Source organism: Polaromonas sp. CT11-55, from assembly GCF_047303325.1.
GTDB lineage: Bacteria > Pseudomonadota > Gammaproteobacteria > Burkholderiales > Burkholderiaceae_C > Polaromonas.
On the sequence record NZ_JBKBEX010000025.1, the window covers coordinates 58,827 to 75,468 of the forward strand.

16 protein-coding genes are annotated in these 16,642 nt (G+C 65.8%); 10 read left to right on the forward strand and 6 right to left on the reverse strand.

Going from position 1 to position 16,642, the window contains the following annotated elements; translation table 11 throughout:
* Positions 1 to 26 precede the first annotated feature (26 nt).
* Positions 27 to 1,079 carry a tRNA epoxyqueuosine(34) reductase QueG gene (gene queG, locus ACEN8I_RS19495; protein ID WP_413330246.1) on the reverse strand — a complete coding sequence of 351 codons (1,053 nt, stop codon included), beginning with the start codon at positions 1,077 to 1,079 and terminating at the stop codon, positions 27 to 29.
* Between the two features lie 15 nt (positions 1,080 to 1,094).
* On the opposite strand from queG, the gene tsaE reads away from it, so the two are divergent.
* The 3 genes from tsaE to ACEN8I_RS19510 all read left to right on the forward strand — a co-directional run bounded on the left by tsaE (position 1,095) and on the right by ACEN8I_RS19510 (position 3,399).
* A complete protein-coding gene (gene tsaE / locus ACEN8I_RS19500; protein ID WP_413330232.1) occupies positions 1,095 to 1,613 on the forward strand; it encodes a tRNA (adenosine(37)-N6)-threonylcarbamoyltransferase complex ATPase subunit type 1 TsaE in 519 nt (172 codons plus the stop codon).
* Positions 1,610 to 2,995, forward strand: a complete 1,386-nt coding sequence (locus ACEN8I_RS19505) for an N-acetylmuramoyl-L-alanine amidase (protein ID WP_413330234.1) — start codon at positions 1,610 to 1,612, stop codon at positions 2,993 to 2,995. Before tsaE ends, ACEN8I_RS19505 begins: the two co-directional genes overlap by 4 nt.
* Before the next feature lie 191 nt (positions 2,996 to 3,186).
* Positions 3,187 to 3,399, forward strand: a complete 213-nt coding sequence (locus tag ACEN8I_RS19510; protein WP_007870976.1) for a glycine zipper 2TM domain-containing protein — start codon at positions 3,187 to 3,189, stop codon at positions 3,397 to 3,399.
* Positions 3,400 to 3,446: 47 nt separating this feature from the next.
* Here ACEN8I_RS19510 and ACEN8I_RS19515 read toward each other — a convergent pair whose 3' ends face one another.
* The 5 genes from ACEN8I_RS19515 to ACEN8I_RS19535 are packed head-to-tail and all read right to left on the reverse strand — an operon-like array spanning position 3,447 to position 7,686.
* Positions 3,447 to 3,920 (reverse strand): aromatic-ring-hydroxylating dioxygenase subunit beta, encoded by a 474-nt coding sequence (locus tag ACEN8I_RS19515; RefSeq protein ID WP_413330248.1) that lies wholly within the window; start codon positions 3,918 to 3,920, stop codon positions 3,447 to 3,449.
* Between the two features lie 17 nt (positions 3,921 to 3,937).
* Complete coding sequence (locus ACEN8I_RS19520) at positions 3,938 to 5,257, reverse strand: aromatic ring-hydroxylating dioxygenase subunit alpha (RefSeq protein ID WP_413330235.1); 1,320 nt, start codon at positions 5,255 to 5,257, stop codon at positions 3,938 to 3,940.
* A 57-nt stretch (positions 5,258 to 5,314) separates the two neighbouring features.
* Entirely contained in the window at positions 5,315 to 6,322 is a 1,008-nt protein-coding gene (locus tag ACEN8I_RS19525) for a PfkB family carbohydrate kinase (protein ID WP_413330236.1), read from the reverse strand.
* Positions 6,323 to 6,351: 29 nt separating this feature from the next.
* The gene (locus ACEN8I_RS19530) at positions 6,352 to 7,005 is read right to left on the reverse strand and encodes a VTT domain-containing protein (RefSeq protein WP_413330237.1); all 654 of its coding nucleotides are present in this window, start codon (positions 7,003 to 7,005) and stop codon (positions 6,352 to 6,354) included.
* A gap of 42 nt (positions 7,006 to 7,047) precedes the next feature.
* A complete protein-coding gene (locus ACEN8I_RS19535) occupies positions 7,048 to 7,686 on the reverse strand; it encodes a hypothetical protein (protein WP_413330238.1) in 639 nt (212 codons plus the stop codon).
* A gap of 107 nt (positions 7,687 to 7,793) precedes the next feature.
* Here ACEN8I_RS19535 and mutL point away from each other — a divergent pair, with 107 nt between their 5' ends.
* From mutL to ACEN8I_RS19570, 7 genes are all read left to right on the forward strand, one after another.
* The gene (mutL, locus tag ACEN8I_RS19540; protein WP_413330239.1) at positions 7,794 to 9,725 is read left to right on the forward strand and encodes a DNA mismatch repair endonuclease MutL; all 1,932 of its coding nucleotides are present in this window, start codon (positions 7,794 to 7,796) and stop codon (positions 9,723 to 9,725) included.
* A 95-nt stretch (positions 9,726 to 9,820) separates the two neighbouring features.
* Positions 9,821 to 10,672 (forward strand): alpha/beta hydrolase, encoded by an 852-nt coding sequence (locus ACEN8I_RS19545; protein WP_413330240.1) that lies wholly within the window; start codon positions 9,821 to 9,823, stop codon positions 10,670 to 10,672.
* Between the two features lie 293 nt (positions 10,673 to 10,965).
* Positions 10,966 to 12,186 carry an ammonium transporter gene (locus tag ACEN8I_RS19550; protein WP_413330241.1) on the forward strand — a complete coding sequence of 407 codons (1,221 nt, stop codon included), beginning with the start codon at positions 10,966 to 10,968 and terminating at the stop codon, positions 12,184 to 12,186.
* Positions 12,187 to 12,210: 24 nt separating this feature from the next.
* A complete protein-coding gene (locus ACEN8I_RS19555) occupies positions 12,211 to 12,573 on the forward strand; it encodes a hypothetical protein (RefSeq protein WP_413330242.1) in 363 nt (120 codons plus the stop codon).
* Positions 12,574 to 12,627: 54 nt separating this feature from the next.
* Positions 12,628 to 13,872: a multidrug effflux MFS transporter gene (locus tag ACEN8I_RS19560; RefSeq protein WP_413330243.1), complete on the forward strand. Its 1,245-nt coding sequence runs from the start codon at positions 12,628 to 12,630 to the stop codon at positions 13,870 to 13,872.
* Between the two features lie 56 nt (positions 13,873 to 13,928).
* Positions 13,929 to 14,846, forward strand: a complete 918-nt coding sequence (gene miaA, locus ACEN8I_RS19565; RefSeq protein ID WP_413330250.1) for a tRNA (adenosine(37)-N6)-dimethylallyltransferase MiaA — start codon at positions 13,929 to 13,931, stop codon at positions 14,844 to 14,846.
* A 105-nt stretch (positions 14,847 to 14,951) separates the two neighbouring features.
* On the forward strand, positions 14,952 to 16,409 hold the full coding sequence (locus ACEN8I_RS19570; RefSeq protein WP_413330244.1) for a mechanosensitive ion channel: 1,458 nt from the start codon (positions 14,952 to 14,954) through the stop codon (positions 16,407 to 16,409).
* Positions 16,410 to 16,642: the final 233 nt, after the last annotated feature.

A 16,642-nucleotide genomic window follows, 5' to 3' on the forward strand; every position in this document is an offset into this window, starting at 1 on the left:
ACAGGGATATTACAAGCAGACGGAGCCTAGTGGCTGAGTGCCCATTCAATGTGTTCCGCGACCAGTTCGCCGCAATCCACGGCGCGCGCCTGCAGCGCTTCACGCAGGGGCAGTCCGGCCGCCGCATCGAGCACACGCAGCGCATTGCCCATGGCCACCGCGATGTTGCGCAGCCAGCGCTCGTGACCTATGCGCCGTATCGGGCTGCCTTCGGTGAAACGCAAGAACGCCTCTTCGCTCCAGCCGAACAGCGTCACCAGTTGCTGCCCCGTCAGGCCTTGGCGTTCGTCGAAATCGGGCAAGGCGCTGCGCTGGGCGAACTTGTTCCAGGGGCAGATCAGCTGGCAGTCGTCGCAGCCGTAGATGCGGTTGCCCATCAGCGGGCGCAGCTCCAGCGGTATGGGGCCCGCGTGTTCGATAGTCAGATAGGAAATGCAGCGCCTGGCGTCGAGCTTGTGCGGCGCGACGATGGCCCGTGTGGGGCAAACATCGATGCAGGCCTGGCAGCTGCCGCAGTGCGGCGCCACCGGCTCGCTGGGCGGCAAGGCGATGTCCACATAGATTTCGCCCAGGAAGAACATGGAGCCGGCCTCGCGGTTGAGCAGCAGCGTGTGCTTGCCGCGCCAGCCCTGGCCGCTGCGGGCCGCGAGTTCGGCCTCCATCACGGGGGCGGAATCGGTGAAAGCGCGGTGGCCCAACTGTTCCACATGCTCCGAAATCCGCTCGCTGAGTTTTTGCAGGCGGCTGCGCATGATCTTGTGGTAATCACGGCCGCGCGCATAGACCGACACAATGCCTTCGGCGGGGCGCTCCAGGCGGCTGAATTCCAGCGCCTGCCACTCGCCGGCCCCGGTGGGGGTCGCCGTCGGCAGGTAGTTCATGCGCGCCGTAATCACGCTGACCGTGCCGGGGACCAGTTCCGCCGGCCGGGCGCGCTTGAGCCCGTGCGCGGCCATGTAATGCATATCGCCATGAAAGCCGGCGGCCAGCCAAGCCGATAATCCAGGTTCAGCCGAGGAGAGGTCGACGCCGGCGATGCCGATTTGCGAAAATCCAAGCTCGCGCGCCCAAGCCTGAATTTGAGAAACGAACTGATGACTGTTCAAAGCGTTGCTGGCGGACACCCGCCGATTGTAAAAAACATTACCTGGCAGGACGAGGAGGCCACGGCCGACTTCGCGCGGGCCCTGGCAAAGCACCCCGCTATAGGCCGCGCGCTGATTGAACTGCAGGGCGACCTGGGGGCCGGCAAAACCACCTTTGTGCGCCACCTGCTCAAGAGCCTGGGCGTGCAGGGACGCATCAAGAGCCCCACCTATGCGGTGGTCGAGCCTTACACATTGGCCACGGCCAGCCCGGATGCAGGCCAAAATGGCGGCATGAACATCTGGCATTTCGATTTCTACCGCTTCAACGACCCGCGCGAGTGGGAAGAAGCCGGCTTTCGCGACATCTTTGCGGCCACCGGCCTCAAGCTCGTCGAATGGCCCGAGAAAGCCGGGCCGCACCTGCCGCAACCCGACCTGCTGCTGCGCCTGGAGGTGCTGCCCCATGAGGCCCGCGCCGTCACCCTGACGGCCCACACGCCCACCGGCGCGGAACTGCTCGCATGAAGCACCCTACCGTGAGCCGCCGCGGCGCCCTGCAACTGGGCAGCGTGGTGCTGTTGCTGGGCGTGCAACACATCGCGCGCGGCGCCACCATCGTGGCCGTGCGCGTCTGGCCGTCCAAGGACTACACGCGGCTCACCATCGAGTCGGACGGTGAAATCAAGGCCCGGCAGTTTTTTGTCGCCGAGCCGCCCCGGCTGGCGGTGGACATCGAGGGCATAGACCTGATCCCGGCGCTGCGCGAGCTGGTGGCCAAGGTCAAGTCCGACGACCCGAACATCTCGGGCATACGCGTGGGGCAAAACGCGCCCGGCGTGGTGCGGCTGGTGATAGATCTGAAGCAGCCCATACAGCCGCAGGTGTTCACCCTGCCGCCCGTGGCCGCCTACCAGTACCGGCTGGTGTTCGACCTGTATCCGACGCAGGTCGCCGACCCGCTCGAAGCCCTGATCGCCGAAAAGCTCGCCGACCGGCAATCCGGCAGCGCGCCGCCACCGGCCGGCGACCCCATCGCCGACCTGATCGCGCGGCAATCGGGCAAGCAGGCTGACGGCAAGCCGCCACCGCCGGCAGCCGTCGCGGAAAAGGACAAGGACAAATCGCCGGCGCCCGCAGGCACCCCGGGCGGCGCCAAGGCCGCACCCGAGGCGGCGATCATCGCGAAGAACAAGACCGACCGCCTCGTCATCGTGGCGCTGGACCCGGGCCATGGCGGAGAGGATCCCGGCGCCGTCGGCCCCGGTGGCACGCGCGAAAAAGACGTGGTCCTGCAAATCGCGCACCGCCTGCGCGACCGCATCAACCAGCAGCCCAATATGCGCGCCTACCTCACGCGCGACGCCGACTTCTTCGTGCCGCTGCATGTGCGCGTGCAAAAAGCGCGGCGTGTGCAGGCCGACCTTTTCATCAGCATCCATGCCGACGCCTTTTTCACGGCGCGGCCGCAGGGCGCCAGCGTCTTCGCGCTCAGTGAAAAAGGCGCCTCCAGCAGCGCGGCGCGCTGGATCGCCGACAAGGAAAATTCAGCCGACCTGGTGGGAGGCATCAACGTCAAGGCCAAGGATGCCCAGGTGCAAAAAGCCCTGCTGGACATGAGCACCACGGCGCAGATCAACGACAGCCTCAAGCTCGGCAGCGCCATGCTGGGCGAGATCGGTAACGTCGGCAAGCTGCACAAACCCAAGGTCGAACAGGCTGGCTTCGCGGTCCTGAAAGCGCCCGACATTCCCAGCGTGCTGGTGGAGACAGCCTTCATCAGCAACCCCGACGAGGAAGCCAGGCTGCGCAGCGAGGACTACCAGATCCAGCTGGCCGATGCCCTGATGCGCGGCATCACGCGCTACTTCGCGCGCAATCCACCGCTGGCCCGCAACCGCGCCGTCTAACCATCCCCTTGGCGCGTCTATGCGCCAAAATTGAATACAAAAGACCGCAGCGGGCCGACAGCTCGCGGCGGCCTTCTCCTACAGCCTCGCGGTAGTGGCCCTCCTACATTGAAGCCACAGGCAAGCCGGGGCAAGTTCATAAGCTGAATGCCCACAGCAAGAGCCTGGAACTCCTAGCAAAGGCAAACAACATGAATACGAAACTGATGATCTCGGTAGCAGCTGCGGCACTGATAGGCCTGGGAGGCTGCAGTACCAACCCGACAAATGCGCAGATCGGCACCGGCGTGGGCGCCGTAGCCGGCGGCCTTGTGGGTAACGCCGTCTTCGGCAGCACCCTGGGCACCGTGGGCGGCGCGGCCGCAGGTGCGCTGATCGGTAACGAGGTCGGCAAAAAACGCTGACCCCACACCCGCCTGGTTCAAACGCCCGGCTTAAACCCCAGGCCTTGTCATACCGGGTAGATCAGCGAGTTGAGGATCATCTCGCTGTCGTACACACAAAGACGGCTCCTGAATTTCAGTGAGCCGTCTTTTTGCGTGAGCTCGTCGATATAGCGGCCCACGTTGTAAACCTCGCTCACGCCGCCCGGCTTGGTGCGGAACACCGCGTAGTTGGCCTCGGCCTGGATGGTGTCGCCCTCCTGCGAGAGGATGCGCGCCGGGCTCACGACGTGGCGCGTGTAATAGGGCCCGTGGTAAATCGTCTGCGTGACGCCGTACACCCGGTCCTTCATCATGCCGCGGCTTTCCAGCGCGATCAGCGCCAGCGGCAGGCCGCGGTCGAAGTTCTCGCGGGCCTGCACCTTGTAGCGGCCGTCTTCCACGAAAAATTCCGGCCACTCCTCAAAGCGCTTTTCATCGAGTGCCGCCGCGTAGTCGGCGTTGAGCCGGTCCACCCGCATCTGCAGCAGCAGGCGCTGCATGCCTTGTTCGATCGCCGTCATAGTTCCATGACTTTCTTCCAGTAGGCATACATGCTGCGGATCAGGGTTTCGGTGACCATGTGCTCGGTCATCTCGGTGCCCGTGCCGCCCAGCTCGCACAGTGTCGCGCCCTCGCCGGCCTGGACAAAGCCAGCCTGGCTGAACTCGATCACCTCGCCGTCGTCGGCGCTGACAAAACCCGCGGGACCGAACAGGTTGGCCTGGCGCAGGCGGCGCTGCGTCATCTCGGGCGTGTCGTCGGCAAAGCCGAAGTGCGTCCAGATGAAATCGAATTCGCCCTGGCCGCGCGGCACGATGTGGCGGGTGCTCAATGAATTGACCTGCTGCTGAATGATCAGGCTGGGAAACAGCGTGATCATGGTGACGGTGGGCATGATGTCGCTGCCCGGGTTGGACGGGTCGGCGACCGTCCACCAGGGCTCGGGCACCACGTCCAGCAGGCGGTCATCGTGCAGCGCCATGTTCGCCTTGAAGGAGGTCACGCCCTCGGTCACGGCCGCATTCTGCCCGCCATCGTTGCGGCGTGAAATCATCACCGCGTGGCGGCCATGGGCGTCCATCACCATGCGGCTTTTCTGGTCGGCGCGCCACAGGCCAAAGGTCACGAACCAGGTGTGCAGCAAGCCGGGGTGGTAAGGGTCCTTGATGTTCTCCATCATCAGCTTCCAGTTGCCCGGAATGCGCTGGCGGTTGTAGCCCAGCAGGGTCAGCTTGCGTGCGCCCTCGGGGCCCTTGAAGATGCGGTCCAGCCAGGGCATGAGCTGCGGGCCCAGGTAGTCCTCGAGCGGCTCGGTGTCCTCGCTGAAAGTGGCGAACACCAGGCCGTGCAGCAGGGCCACGCGCAGCTTGGTCAGGCCGTGGTCCTTGAGGTCAAAATCTTCCGGCATGCCGCCGTTGACGCAGTCGCCCTCCTTCACGCCGTCCTTGAAAGGCAGGCCCGCAAGGTCGCCGTTGAGTTTGTAAGTCCACTGGTGGTAGGGGCAGACAAAGCTGCGCGCATTGCCCTGGGGGTTCTGGCAAAAGCGCACGCCGCGGTGGGCGCAGCGGTTTTCCACCACGCGTATGCCGTGGTCGGTGGCGCGGTCCTTGGGCGCGATGCGGTCACGCACCATCAACACCTGGCGCTCGCCCACATGGCTGAGCTTGTAGTCGCCGACGTTGGGAATCTCGGCCTCCAGGCCCACGTAGCACCAGTGCGCGCCGTAAAAGACTTTCTCCAGCTCGCGCTGGTAGAGCTGGGCGTCGGTGTAGGCCCAGAAAGGGACGCGGCTGGAGCCGGGTTCGCTCCAACGGGACAGGGTTTGAGGTGCGTTCATCTGTGTCTCTCCGGGTCGTCTTTCCCTGATTTTTTAGTACGGCATCGGCCCAAGCTGTCAGTCAAACAGGCAGCTGGCCTGCTCAACCCTGGCCCGCACCTGCGCCCCGGTCGGAGGCACACAGCCACGCCGCATGACACACAAGCTGGCGCTGGTCACGGCATGGGCCAGCAAGCCATGCCCCGCATCGTCGGGTAGCGTCAGCAGGGCGCGGGCGCCGCCCGCACCGGTTTTCCGCGCGAGCAAGGCAGCCATGAAACCGGCGAGAAAACAGTCGCCCGCACCCACGGTATCCACCACCGCCAATGGCCTGGATTCGCGGGCGCGCCACTGCCGGCCGTCGCGCGCCAACAGGCAAGCCCCCTGCGGTCCCAGGGTCAGAACCAGCAAGGCCGCACCGCTCACGTCCAGCAGATGCCGCGCCCGGGCAACTGCATCGGCGCCGGGCACCTGCAGGTTTTCCAGGTCTTCATCGCTGACCTTGACCACATCGGCGTGCTGCAGCGCGGCGTGCACATTGCGCCTGTAGGCCTGCAGGTCCGGTATGGCCGACGGCCGCAGGTTGGCATCCACCGCCACCGCGCTGCCGGCCTGGTGCTGGGCACGCAGCCATGGCAGGTAGCGGCCGGCATCCTCGGGCGCAAGGGCCAGAGCGCCGGTGCACACCATCTGCAGCGCGGGAACGCGATGGCATGACTGGATCAAGCCGTCCGCCGTGACCGCTCGGTCCGCCACATCCTGCCGGTAAAAAGCGTAATCGGGATGACCGGTGTCATCCAGCCCCACCACGGCCAGCGAGGTGCTTTGCGCCACGGGTTGCGGACAGGCCAGCCGCACACCGTCACCGGCCAGCGTGGCAGCCAGCTGGCGTCCAAAACGATCACGCGATAAAGGATTGAGGTACAGGGTATTGACGCCCTGCAGCGCCAGTGCGCGCGACAGGTTGAAAACCGCGCCGCCCGGGCAAGCTTCATAACGCCCATCCGATTGGGCAATCAGGTCAATCAACGCCTCGCCGGCGGTTGCAACCTGCACGGCGGCAAGGTCCTGGGGAGTGATGCTCATTCGGGTCTCCTGCCGGCCGCAAAGGCGCTTCAGGCGCCGGCGCTACCGGCCTTGCGCCTGGATTTCCAGGCGCCAAAAATAACGATCAGGCCGGGCACCAGGATCAAGGCCCAGATGATCTTGTCGAGGTGAGTTTTCACAAAGGGAATGTTGCCGAAGAAGTAACCCACCGTGACGATGCCGCCCACCCACAGGGCGCCACCCACAAGGTTGAACAGCGTGAATTTGCTGCGCGTCATCTCCGACACCCCGGCCACAAAGGGCGCGAAGGTGCGCAAAAAGGGCATGAAGCGCGCGGCAATGATGGTGATGCCGCCGTAGCGCTCATAAAACGCGTGGGCCTGGTCAAAGGCTTTTTTGTTGAACCAGCGCGAGTTTTCCCACTGGAAGACCTTGGGCCCCAGGAACCGCCCTATGGAGTAATTGCACTGGTCGCCCAGCACGGCCGCAACAAAAAGCAGCCCCACCGCGAGCGGAAAGCTCATCAGGCCCACGCCGCACATGGCGCCCACCACAAAAAGCAGCGAATCGCCCGGCAGGAAAGGCATGACGACCACGCCGGTTTCCACAAAAACAATGATGAACAACAGGGCGTAAACCCAGGCACCGTAGCTGGTGACGAAGGCCTCCAGGTGCTTGTCGACGTGAAGAATGAAATCGATGAGAAAAGCGGCTAGTTCCATGCCCTCGATTCTGACAGGTGCGCCGGCCCTGCCCTGCGGGCCTCAACGGCCGCCGGCGCGCGTCATCACATGCACCAGGCCCTTGCCGGGTGCATAGATATAGCCGTAGCTCAGGCCGCCGCTGGTTTTCCAGCCGTACTGCAGCGCGCCGGGCACGCCCTCATAGGTGCAGGAGAGTTTTTCGATTTCGAGGGTCGTGGTTTCCTGCCGTGGGCCGCGCGGCGAAAAATAGGTGGTGCTGTAGCGCCTCACCTGCCCTTGCGACCAGGCGCCGACGGGGAACTTGCCTTCGTTGCTGGCATTGCCGAAGCGCTGGTCGTAGACGCGCCCTATGGCCGTGCGGTCAGGCGTCAGGGCAAAGCGCTCATGCGCGCGCGGCACCTTGCGTTCGTAGACTTCCTGGCCTTCCCAGGAAAGAGGCCCCTTGAGCGCGGCCTCGCCTTTTCCCAGGGAACCATCGGGCAGCTCGTCGACAAAGGGATAGACCCGGTCCACCGGCGCGAACACCAGCTCGCGCGACTCGGTGATCGGGTTGCCGGTCAGCAGCTCCACCGGCACGAAGCGCTCCTTGACGCTTTCATCATGCACGCACACCGGGGCGCTCGGGGCTTGCGCCATGGCCGCTGGGCCCGCCAGCAGCAGAGTTGCGAGGGCCGCGAAACCGAGGGTTTTGAGGGGCATGGTTTTGATCATGAAGAAAACGGAAACAGAATATTACAAGCCGCGCGGACTGCGGGTTTGCGTCCTGCTTCCGGCTGAAAAATGGGTGACACCCTAAAATCCTTCGCATGAGTCTTGCCACCACCCGCCGCCCCATCCGCGAACTGCCCGATGAACTGATCAGCCAGATTGCCGCCGGTGAAGTCGTGGAGCGGCCGGCCTCGGTGGTGCGAGAGCTGGTGGACAACGCGCTGGACGCGGGCGCCACCCAGGTCACGGTGCGCTTGCTGGCCGGCGGCGTGCGGCTGATCCTGGTCGAGGACGACGGCTTCGGCATTCCGCGCGAGGAGCTGCCGGTGGCCCTGAGGCGCCACGCGACCAGCAAGATCGCCTCGCTGCAGGACCTTGAAGCCGTGGGCACCATGGGCTTTCGCGGCGAGGCGCTGGCCGCCATCAATTCCATCGCCGACATGAGCCTGCTGTCGCGCACCGCAGACAACGAGCACGCCTGGCAACTGGACGGCCGTACCGGTGAACTCAAGCCCGCCGCGCGCGGCCGCGGCACTAGCGTGGAAGTGCGCGAGCTGTTTTACGCCACGCCGGCGCGCCGCAAATTCCTCAAAACCGACGCCACCGAACTGGCCCACTGCATAGAAGCCGTGCGCCGCCACGCGCTGGTGCGGCCCGATGTCGGCTTTGCCATCTGGCACGAAGGCAAGCTGGTCGAACAGTGGCGCGCCGCCAGCGGCGACAAGGCCCACGAGCAGCGCCTGGCCGATGTGCTGGGCAGCGAGTTCGTTGAGCAGTCGGTCACCGTGAATTACGAAAGTTCGGCGCTGCGCCATGATGGCCGGCCCGCCGTGCGTGTTTGGGGCGTGGCCGGCATTCCCGATGCCGCCCGCTCGCGCGCCGACCAGCAGTTCGCCTACGTCAATGGCCGCTATGTGCGCGACAAAGTGCTGACCCACGCGGCGCGCAGCGCCTATGAAGATGTGCTGCACGGCCACCGCCAGCCGGTCTATGCGCTGTATGTCGAGATAGACCCGAGCCGCGTGGACGTGAACGTGCACCCGACCAAGATAGAGGTGCGCTTTCGCGACAGCCGAGAGGTGCACCAGGCGGTGCGCCATGCAACCGAAAACGCGTTGGCGATTCCGCGCTCCTCCGCCGTGGCGGATGCGGCAATTGCCGGCGTGGCCGTGGAGGCCTCACCAGAACCCAACCCGGCTTTTTCCCGCCAGGGATGGGCGCAGCCCAGCATGAATTTCGCCGGCAACAGCGGCATTAGCGGCCATGGCGGCAGCCGGGTTTCCGACTTTGAGGCCATGTGGCCGGTGCAGGCGCAGCCCGGTGAAGGCCGCATGCAGGCAAACGGCGGTTTGGCGCCTGCCTCTTCGTATGCCCCGGCGCCCGCACCCATCAACGGCGCGGCAAACCCCGCGGATGCCACCCCTCTGCCCCCCGGCGACTGGCCGCTGGGCCGCGCGATTGCCCAGTTGCAGGGCATTTACGTGCTGGCCGAAAACACCCAGGGCCTGGTCATCGTGGACATGCATGCGGCCCACGAGCGCATTGTTTACGAACGCCTGAAAACCCAGATGGATGGCAGCGAAGGCGCCAGCCTGGCCAGCCAGCCGCTCTTGATCCCCGCCACCTTTGCCGCCAGCCCGCAGGAGGTCGCCACGGCCGAGGCCTGCGCCCAGACCCTGGCAACGCTGGGCCTGGAGATCACGCCTTTTTCGCCCAAGACCCTGGCCGTGCGCGCCGTCCCCACCAGCCTGGCGCAGGGTGACGCGGTGGAGCTGGCGCGCAGCGTGCTGGCCGAACTGGCGCAGCACGACGCCAGCACCGTGATCCAGCGCGCGCAGAACGAGCTGCTGTCGACCATGGCCTGCCACGGCGCGGTGCGCGCCAACCGCAAGCTCACGCTGGACGAGATGAACGCGCTGCTGCGCCAGATGGAAGCCACCGAGCGCTCCGACCAGTGCAACCATGGCAGGCCGACCTGGCGCCAGGTCAGCATCAAGGAACTGGACTCGCTCTTTATGCGCGGACGTTAGCGCCGCGAGCGTGAGGATTGCACGCGCAGGCTGTTACATCTAGGGGAAACACCAGCGTCCAGAACTTTTGGGACGCGGTGTACTCAGTCATGACCATGAAACGCTGGCACCTTTTCGCAAGCTTCGGCACGGCGCTGGCCCTGCTGGCCGGCTGCGCCACCCTCGACGAAAAGCAGCGCGCCTGGATCTTCCAGCCCAGCGACCGCACCTGGAGCGGCGGCGCCGCCGCGGCGGTGGGCATGGACGATGTCTGGATAGACTACACCGCCGCAGGCGACCACCCGGTCCGCCTGCACGGCCTCTGGCTGGCCAGCGACAGGCCCAATACCGAAGATTCCGCGAAAGCCCCGGTGCTGCTCTACCTGCACGGCGCGCGCTACAACGTCACCGGCTCCGCGCCGCGCATGCGCCGCATGCAGGAACTCGGCTTTTCGGTGCTGGCCATCGACTACCGCGGCTTCGGCAAGAGCACGCAGGAGCTGCCCTCCGAAAAATCAGCCTATGAGGACGCCCGCGCCGCCTGGGACTGGCTGGCGAAAAAATATCCGGACCGGCCACGCTACATCTTCGGCCACTCGCTGGGCGGGCCCATCGCCATCAACCTGGCGACCGAGGTCAACGACGAGCGCGGCACCATTGTCGAGAGCACCTTCACCTCCATCGCCGACGTGGTGAGCAGCTCCCAGTGGGGCTGGATGCCGGTGTCACTGCTGATCACCCAGCGCTTTGAGGCCGTGCGCAAGGTGGACAAGATAGGCTCGCCGCTGCTGGTGGTGCATGGCGAGGAGGACCGGTTGATCCTGCCCGACCTGGGGCGCAAGCTCTATGACGCCGCTGCGCAACCCAAGCAGTTCGTGCTTGTGCCGGGCGGCTCGCACCACAATGCCAACCTGGTCGGACTGCCGCAGTACCGGCAAGCGCTGACGCAGCTGTTCGACCTGAAATAAGCCCACGGGAAGAACTCGGCGGTCTGCGACACGTGGCCGCCGCCAAAATCTTGGGTAAAAAGTGGTACTGCCACTGTAGACAAGGCAATATTTTTTTCCAAAATAGGTATTTTTAACTTACACATAATATGTAGCTGCATGTAACATCCCTTTTCGAAAACTCCAAAAATCGAGAGGGATCTATGCGCCAACCCCTGGTAATCCGCAGGTTGCCTGCCTTCAACTTGCTGGCTCTTGTCCTGCCGCTATTGGCATCAGCCCCCCTGCACGCCCAGACAGCCGCAACCACGGCGATGCCCGCGCTCGCAAAATTCAATGGGGCGGACACGGCATGGATGCTGATCTCGACCGTGCTCGTGCTGCTGATGACCATTCCCGGCATCATGCTGTTCTACAGCGGGATGATGCGAGCCAAAAATGCCCTGTCCATCGTGGCGCATACCTTTGCGGCCACAACGGTCGTCACGCTGGTATGGGCGGGCATTGCCTACTCGCTGGCATTCACACCCGGCAATCCATGGATCGGGGACATGAGCCGCGCGCTCAGCGACGGGTTGCTGGGCGCCAAGGTCGGTGCACACCTTTCGGCCCCCACGGTGCCGGAATCCGCTTTTTTCATGTTCCAGCTGGCATTCGCCATCATCACCTTCGCGCTGATCATCGGCGCCACCGTGGAACGCATGCGCCTGAGCGCCACCATCTTCTTCGCGGCCTTCTGGACCATACTGGTCTATGCCCCGGTAGCGCACTGGATCTGGCAACCCACCGGCTGGCTCGCCGCCATGGGACATATGGATTTTGCGGGCGGCACGGTGGTGCACATCGCCGCCGGCGCCAGTGGCCTGGTAGCCGCCAAGGTGGTTGGCCCGCGCAAGGGCTTCGGGACCGAGCCCATGGTGCCGCACAACCTGCTGGTGACCATCATCGGCGCCGGGCTGTTGTGGGCCGGCTGGTTCGGCTTCAATGCGGGCTCGGCCTTTGAGGCCAGTTCGCGCGCCGTGGGCGCCTTGCTGGCCACCCAGGTGGCCGCCTGCGTCGGCGCCTTCATGTGGGGCATCTGCGAATACGTCCAGCGCGGAAAGTTCAGCGTGCTGGGCATGGCCACGGGCGCCATTGCCGGCCTGGTCGCCATCACGCCGGCATCCGGCTTTGTCGGCGTCCTAGGCGCATCGGTGCTGGGCGCAGCGGGGGGTGTCGGCTGTTTCCTCGCGGTGACCCGTTTCAAGCGCGCGACAGGGATCGACGATTCGCTCGATGTATTTGCACTGCATGGCGTGGGCGGTTTCATAGGCACGGTTCTGACGCCGGTCTTTGCGCTCAAGGAAATCGCGCCGGTCACCGCGACCGTGCTGACCAATCTCATGGGAGCCTGCGCCGTTGCGGCCTACGCGGCCATCATGACGTGGCTGGTCTTGCTGGTGGTCAAGCCCCTGGCAGGCCTTCGCGTGACCTCGGAAGAGGAGCAACTGGGGCTGGACCTCGCCCAGCATGGCGAAATGATTTCAGGCGCCTGAGCCCCTGGATCAACACAGTACAGCATGCAGCTCACCATGAATCCGCCGGATTCCGACCTCATGACCTACGCAGTGCGCATGGTTATTCCCATGAAGCGGGAGTTCGGACGCTCACTGAACGTCCACCAATTCCTGCACGACCTGCCCTACGCCACCGAAGTCATTCAGGAGGCACTGGAAAGCAAGGACGAGCGCCTGCGCGGCTATGCCGCTTATGCGCAGACCAAGATTTTCGGCCCTCGCGGCAGTGAACCCTTGCCGCCAAGCGCTTCCGGCGCAGTCGAAGCTTTGCCGGCTGCGGCGCCCGCACCAGCGGCAAGCGAAACGGAAATCAGCGAAGACCTCCGGGCCAAGGCCATCGCCCGCTACAAGTCGGGCCTGCGCTGAAACGTGGTGGCGGCTGCGCTGCCGCACGGACGTTTGTCTGATACGCTCAGTTGAATGGATGTTTCCGTTTCGAAGACCGTGGCGCCTGCCATGCCGGCCGGCCTGGTCGTATTGATCCTTTCAATGCTGCTGGGCATACAGCCCGTCACCACCGACCTCTACCTGCCGGCCCTGCCCGCGCTCACCGAAGGCTTCGGCGCGCCCATGTCGCAGGCCCAGCTCACGCTGAGCGCGCTGCTGCTGGCCTTCGGCTCCTCGCAACTGATCTGGGGGCCGCTGTCCGACCGCTTCGGCCGCAGGCCCATCCTGCTGTGGGGCCTGTCGGCCTATACCCTGGCTTCGATCGGCAGCACCTTCGCGCTTTCGATGCTGTTGCTGATCGTCTGGCGCGTCGTTCAGGGCGCGGCCATGGGCGCGGTGGTGATGTGCGCGCGCGCCATCGTGCGCGACCTGTACCAGCCGCTCGAAGGCGCGCGTGTCATGTCCAAGGGCCTGAGCGGCCTGGGCGTGCTGGCCTGCATCAGCGCGCCGCTGGGCGGCCTGCTGTCCGAGCTCTACGGCTGGCGCATCGCGCTCGCGGCACTGGCCGTGTTCGGCGCGGCCACACTGGCCCTGGTCGGCCTGCGCTTTGAGGAATCGCTGGCGCAAAAAAACCCGCAGGCGCTGCGTCCCGGCACGCTGCTGCGCACCTGGCTCAGCATCCTGCGCAATCCCACCTTCCTGGCCTTCTCGGCCCTCACGGCAGCTTCCTACGGCGGGCTCTTCACTTTCCTGGCCGCCTCCTCCTTCGTCTTCATCCGCGTGCTGGGCCTGAGCAAGACAGGCTACGGCCTGGTGATGTTTTCCATGTGCTTTTGCTATCTTGCCGGCACCTTCATCTGCCGGCGCCTGCTGCCGCGTTTCGGCGTGCGCCGCTCGGTCGCGATTGCCGCCTGCCTGAGCCTGACGGGCGGCACCACCATGGGCGTGCTGGCCTGGGCCGGCGTGCAAAACGTCTGGGCCATCATGCTGCCCTACTACCTCTTCATGCTGGGCCACGGCGTGCACCAGCCCTGCGGCCAGAGCGGCGCGGTCGGCCCCTTCCCGCAGGCGGCCGGCGCGGCTTCGGCGCTCAACGGCTTTTTGATGATGCTGGTGGCCTTCGGCATGGGCGGCTGGCTGGGCACCCACATGGACGGCACGGTGCGACCCTTGACGCACGGCGTCTGGTTCTGGAGCGTCTTGATCGCCACGACGGCCTGGACGGTGGTGCGCAAATACGGCGAGCCGGCGCATGAGGCCGCAGCGAGAAAGACGTGAGCCTTCCCTGCATCTGCATCGCCGGCCCCACAGCGTCGGGCAAGACGGCCGCCGCCATGGCGATCGCGCAGCGCCATGAGGCCGAGATCGTCAGCGTCGACTCGGCCCTGGTCTACCGTGGCATGGACATAGGCACGGCCAAGCCCACGCGTGATGAACTCGCGGCCGTGCCGCACCACCTGATCGACATCCGCGACCCGCTGCAGGCCTACAGCGCCGCCGAATTCGTGGCCGATGCCGGCCGCCTGATCACGGACATCCGGGCGCGCGGCAAGCTGCCGCTGCTGGTGGGCGGCACCATGCTTTACTTCAAGGCCTTGTTCGACGGCCTGGACGACATGCCCAAGGCCGAAGCGGCCGTGCGCGCCGCGCTGGCCGATGAAGCCGCCGCGCGCGGCTGGCCCGCGCTGCATGCCGAACTCGCGCGTGTGGACCCGGCCATGGCCGAACGGCTGGCGCCCAACGATTCGCAGCGCATCTCGCGCGCGCTGGAGGTGTTCCGCGTTTCGGGCCGGCCGCTGTCTTTTTTCCATGCGCAAGGCGCGGCCCGAAAATCCGCCGCCGGCGCCGGGGCCGCCGAAGCCTTCACATTGATCTCGCTGGAGCCGCAAGACCGCGCCTGGCTGCATGAGCGCATCGCACAGCGCTTTGACGCCATGCTGGCGGCCGGTTTCATCGAGGAAGTCAAAACCCTGCGCGCGCGCGGCGACCTGAACCGCGACCTTCCGTCCATGCGCTGTGTCGGCTACCGCCAGGCCTGGGAAGCGCTGGACGGCGACTACCCGATGGCGGAGCTGCGCGACAGGGGTGTTTTCGCCACACGCCAGCTGGCCAAGCGCCAGATCACCTGGCTGCGCTCCATGCCGCAGCGCCAGGTGGTGGCCTGCGATGGCGGGCAGCCGGTGGCGCAGGTGCTGCAAGCCATTGCGCAGAGCCTGGATACGGCCGCCACACGCCCGACACGCCCGGCTTGATCCCCGCATCCATAGCTGCAAGAATGGGGCGCGCCTGGCCCCCTGAGGTAACAAGCGCACCCGTCTCGCCTGCCTGAAGTGTCACAACAACAAGGAGAGCGCATCATGGAGCTGTCACCCTTTGCCAACGCCCTGCAAGCCAGCCTGGGCGCGCACATTCCCCAAATCCTGGGCGCTGTCGCCATCCTGGCGCTGGGCTGGCTGCTGGCCGTGGCCGCGCGCGCGGCCGTGCGGCGGCTGCTGAGGCTGCTCAAGGTCAATGTCCGCATCGAGGAAAGCTCGGGCGTGCAGATGGACGCCGAATCGCCGGTGGCGGCGGGCGTGTTCTGGCTGGTGCTGCTGGCCACCTTGATCGCGGTCCTCAATGTGCTGGACCTGTCGCTGCTGACCAACCCCTTCGCCAGCATGATGAGCGACATCATCGGCTACCTGCCCAAGCTGCTGGCCGGCGTGGTGCTATCGCTGCTGGCCTGGCTGCTGGCCACCGTGCTGCGCGCGCTGGCCACCCGTGCGCTGACGCTGACCACGCTGGACGAAAAGCTCTCCAGCGAGGCCGGCATGGCCCCCATGAGCCACAACGTCGGCAACGTGCTGTTCTGGCTGGTCATCCTGATGCTGCTGCCGGCCATCCTCAAGGCCTTTGAGCTCAACGCCCTGCTGGAGCCCGTGACGCTGATGCTCAATCAGGTGCTGGGCATGGTGCCCAGCGCCTTCGCGGCATTGCTGATCGCGGGGGTCGGCTATGTGGTGGGCCGGGTGCTGAGCGGCCTGGTCAGCAACCTGCTGGCCGCCGCCGGCGCCGACCGCATCAACCAGCGCATAGGCCTGGACAGCTCCATACGCCTGTCGGCGCTGGCCGGCACGCTGGTCTTCATCTTCGTCTTCGTGCCCTCGCTGATCGCAGCGCTGGACGCGCTCAGGATAGAAGCCATCTCGCGGCCGGCCTCGCAGATGCTCAGCTTGATGTTCGCGGCCGTGCCGCGCATCGTCGCCGCCTCGGTGATCCTGTTGCTGACCTGGTATGTGGCACGTTTTGCTTCGCGCCTGCTCGCCAGCCTGCTGGAAAGCGCCGGTGCCGACAACCTGCCGCAGAAAATGGGCATCCAGCACCTGCTGTCGGGTGCGGGCCGGCCCTCGCGCCTGGCCTCCACGTTGCTGATGTTTTTTGCCATGCTGTTTGCCGCCACCGAGGCGGCCGGCCAGCTTGGCTTTGAGCAGGTGGGCGTCATGGTGGCCTCCTTCATCCGCTTCGGCGCCGACATCCTGCTGGGTGGCGCCATTCTGGCCGTAGGCTTCTGGATTTCCAACCTCGCCTTCGACGCCATCCAGAAAGCCAGCGCCAAGCACACGGCCGGGCTGGCCGGCGTGGCGCGCGTGGCCATCCTGGGACTGGTGATCGCCATGGGCCTGCGCGCCATGGGCATCGCCAACGAGATCGTGCACCTGGCCTTCGGCCTGACACTGGGCTCCGTGGCCGTCGCGGTGGCGCTGTCCTTCGGGCTGGGCGGCCGCGAAGCCGCCGGCAAGCTGATGGACCGGTGGCTCGAACGCTGGAGGGAGTAGGGCCCCCACGCTCCCCCACTGCGTGTGGGTCGCTGCCCCCCCCCGAGGGGGCCGCTGCGCCTGCGGCCCGGCAAAGCCGGTTCCGCGGCCCCTGCTGGGTTGAAGAGTTCATTGGGTACCACCCAGATGGGGTATTTCACCAGCGGGGGCCGAGGGGGCGGGGTTTACGGCCCCCCCCGCCCCCCCCCCAGGGGGGGGCCGGGGGGACGAAGAGTGACCCCCACCGGGGGGGG

Excerpts from the sequence above, each read along its gene's own strand:
- tsaE (WP_413330232.1), top strand. The coding sequence starts at position 1,095 with ATGACTGTTCAAAGCGTTGCTGGCGGACACCCGCCGATTGTAAAAAAC.
- ACEN8I_RS19505 (WP_413330234.1), top strand. The coding sequence starts at position 1,610 with ATGAAGCACCCTACCGTGAGCCGCCGCGGCGCCCTGCAACTGGGCAGC.
- ACEN8I_RS19510 (WP_007870976.1), top strand. The coding sequence starts at position 3,187 with ATGAATACGAAACTGATGATCTCGGTAGCAGCTGCGGCACTGATAGGC.
- ACEN8I_RS19515 (WP_413330248.1), bottom strand. The coding sequence starts at position 3,920 with ATGCAGCGCCTGCTGCTGCAGATGCGGGTGGACCGGCTCAACGCCGAC.
- ACEN8I_RS19520 (WP_413330235.1), bottom strand. The coding sequence starts at position 5,257 with ATGAACGCACCTCAAACCCTGTCCCGTTGGAGCGAACCCGGCTCCAGC.
- ACEN8I_RS19525 (WP_413330236.1), bottom strand. The coding sequence starts at position 6,322 with ATGAGCATCACTCCCCAGGACCTTGCCGCCGTGCAGGTTGCAACCGCC.
- ACEN8I_RS19530 (WP_413330237.1), bottom strand. The coding sequence starts at position 7,005 with ATGGAACTAGCCGCTTTTCTCATCGATTTCATTCTTCACGTCGACAAG.
- ACEN8I_RS19535 (WP_413330238.1), bottom strand. The coding sequence starts at position 7,686 with ATGCCCCTCAAAACCCTCGGTTTCGCGGCCCTCGCAACTCTGCTGCTG.
- mutL (WP_413330239.1), top strand. The coding sequence starts at position 7,794 with ATGAGTCTTGCCACCACCCGCCGCCCCATCCGCGAACTGCCCGATGAA.
- ACEN8I_RS19545 (WP_413330240.1), top strand. The coding sequence starts at position 9,821 with ATGAAACGCTGGCACCTTTTCGCAAGCTTCGGCACGGCGCTGGCCCTG.
- ACEN8I_RS19550 (WP_413330241.1), top strand. The coding sequence starts at position 10,966 with ATGCCCGCGCTCGCAAAATTCAATGGGGCGGACACGGCATGGATGCTG.
- ACEN8I_RS19555 (WP_413330242.1), top strand. The coding sequence starts at position 12,211 with ATGCAGCTCACCATGAATCCGCCGGATTCCGACCTCATGACCTACGCA.
- ACEN8I_RS19560 (WP_413330243.1), top strand. The coding sequence starts at position 12,628 with ATGGATGTTTCCGTTTCGAAGACCGTGGCGCCTGCCATGCCGGCCGGC.
- miaA (WP_413330250.1), top strand. The coding sequence starts at position 13,929 with ATGGCGATCGCGCAGCGCCATGAGGCCGAGATCGTCAGCGTCGACTCG.
- ACEN8I_RS19570 (WP_413330244.1), top strand. The coding sequence starts at position 14,952 with ATGGAGCTGTCACCCTTTGCCAACGCCCTGCAAGCCAGCCTGGGCGCG.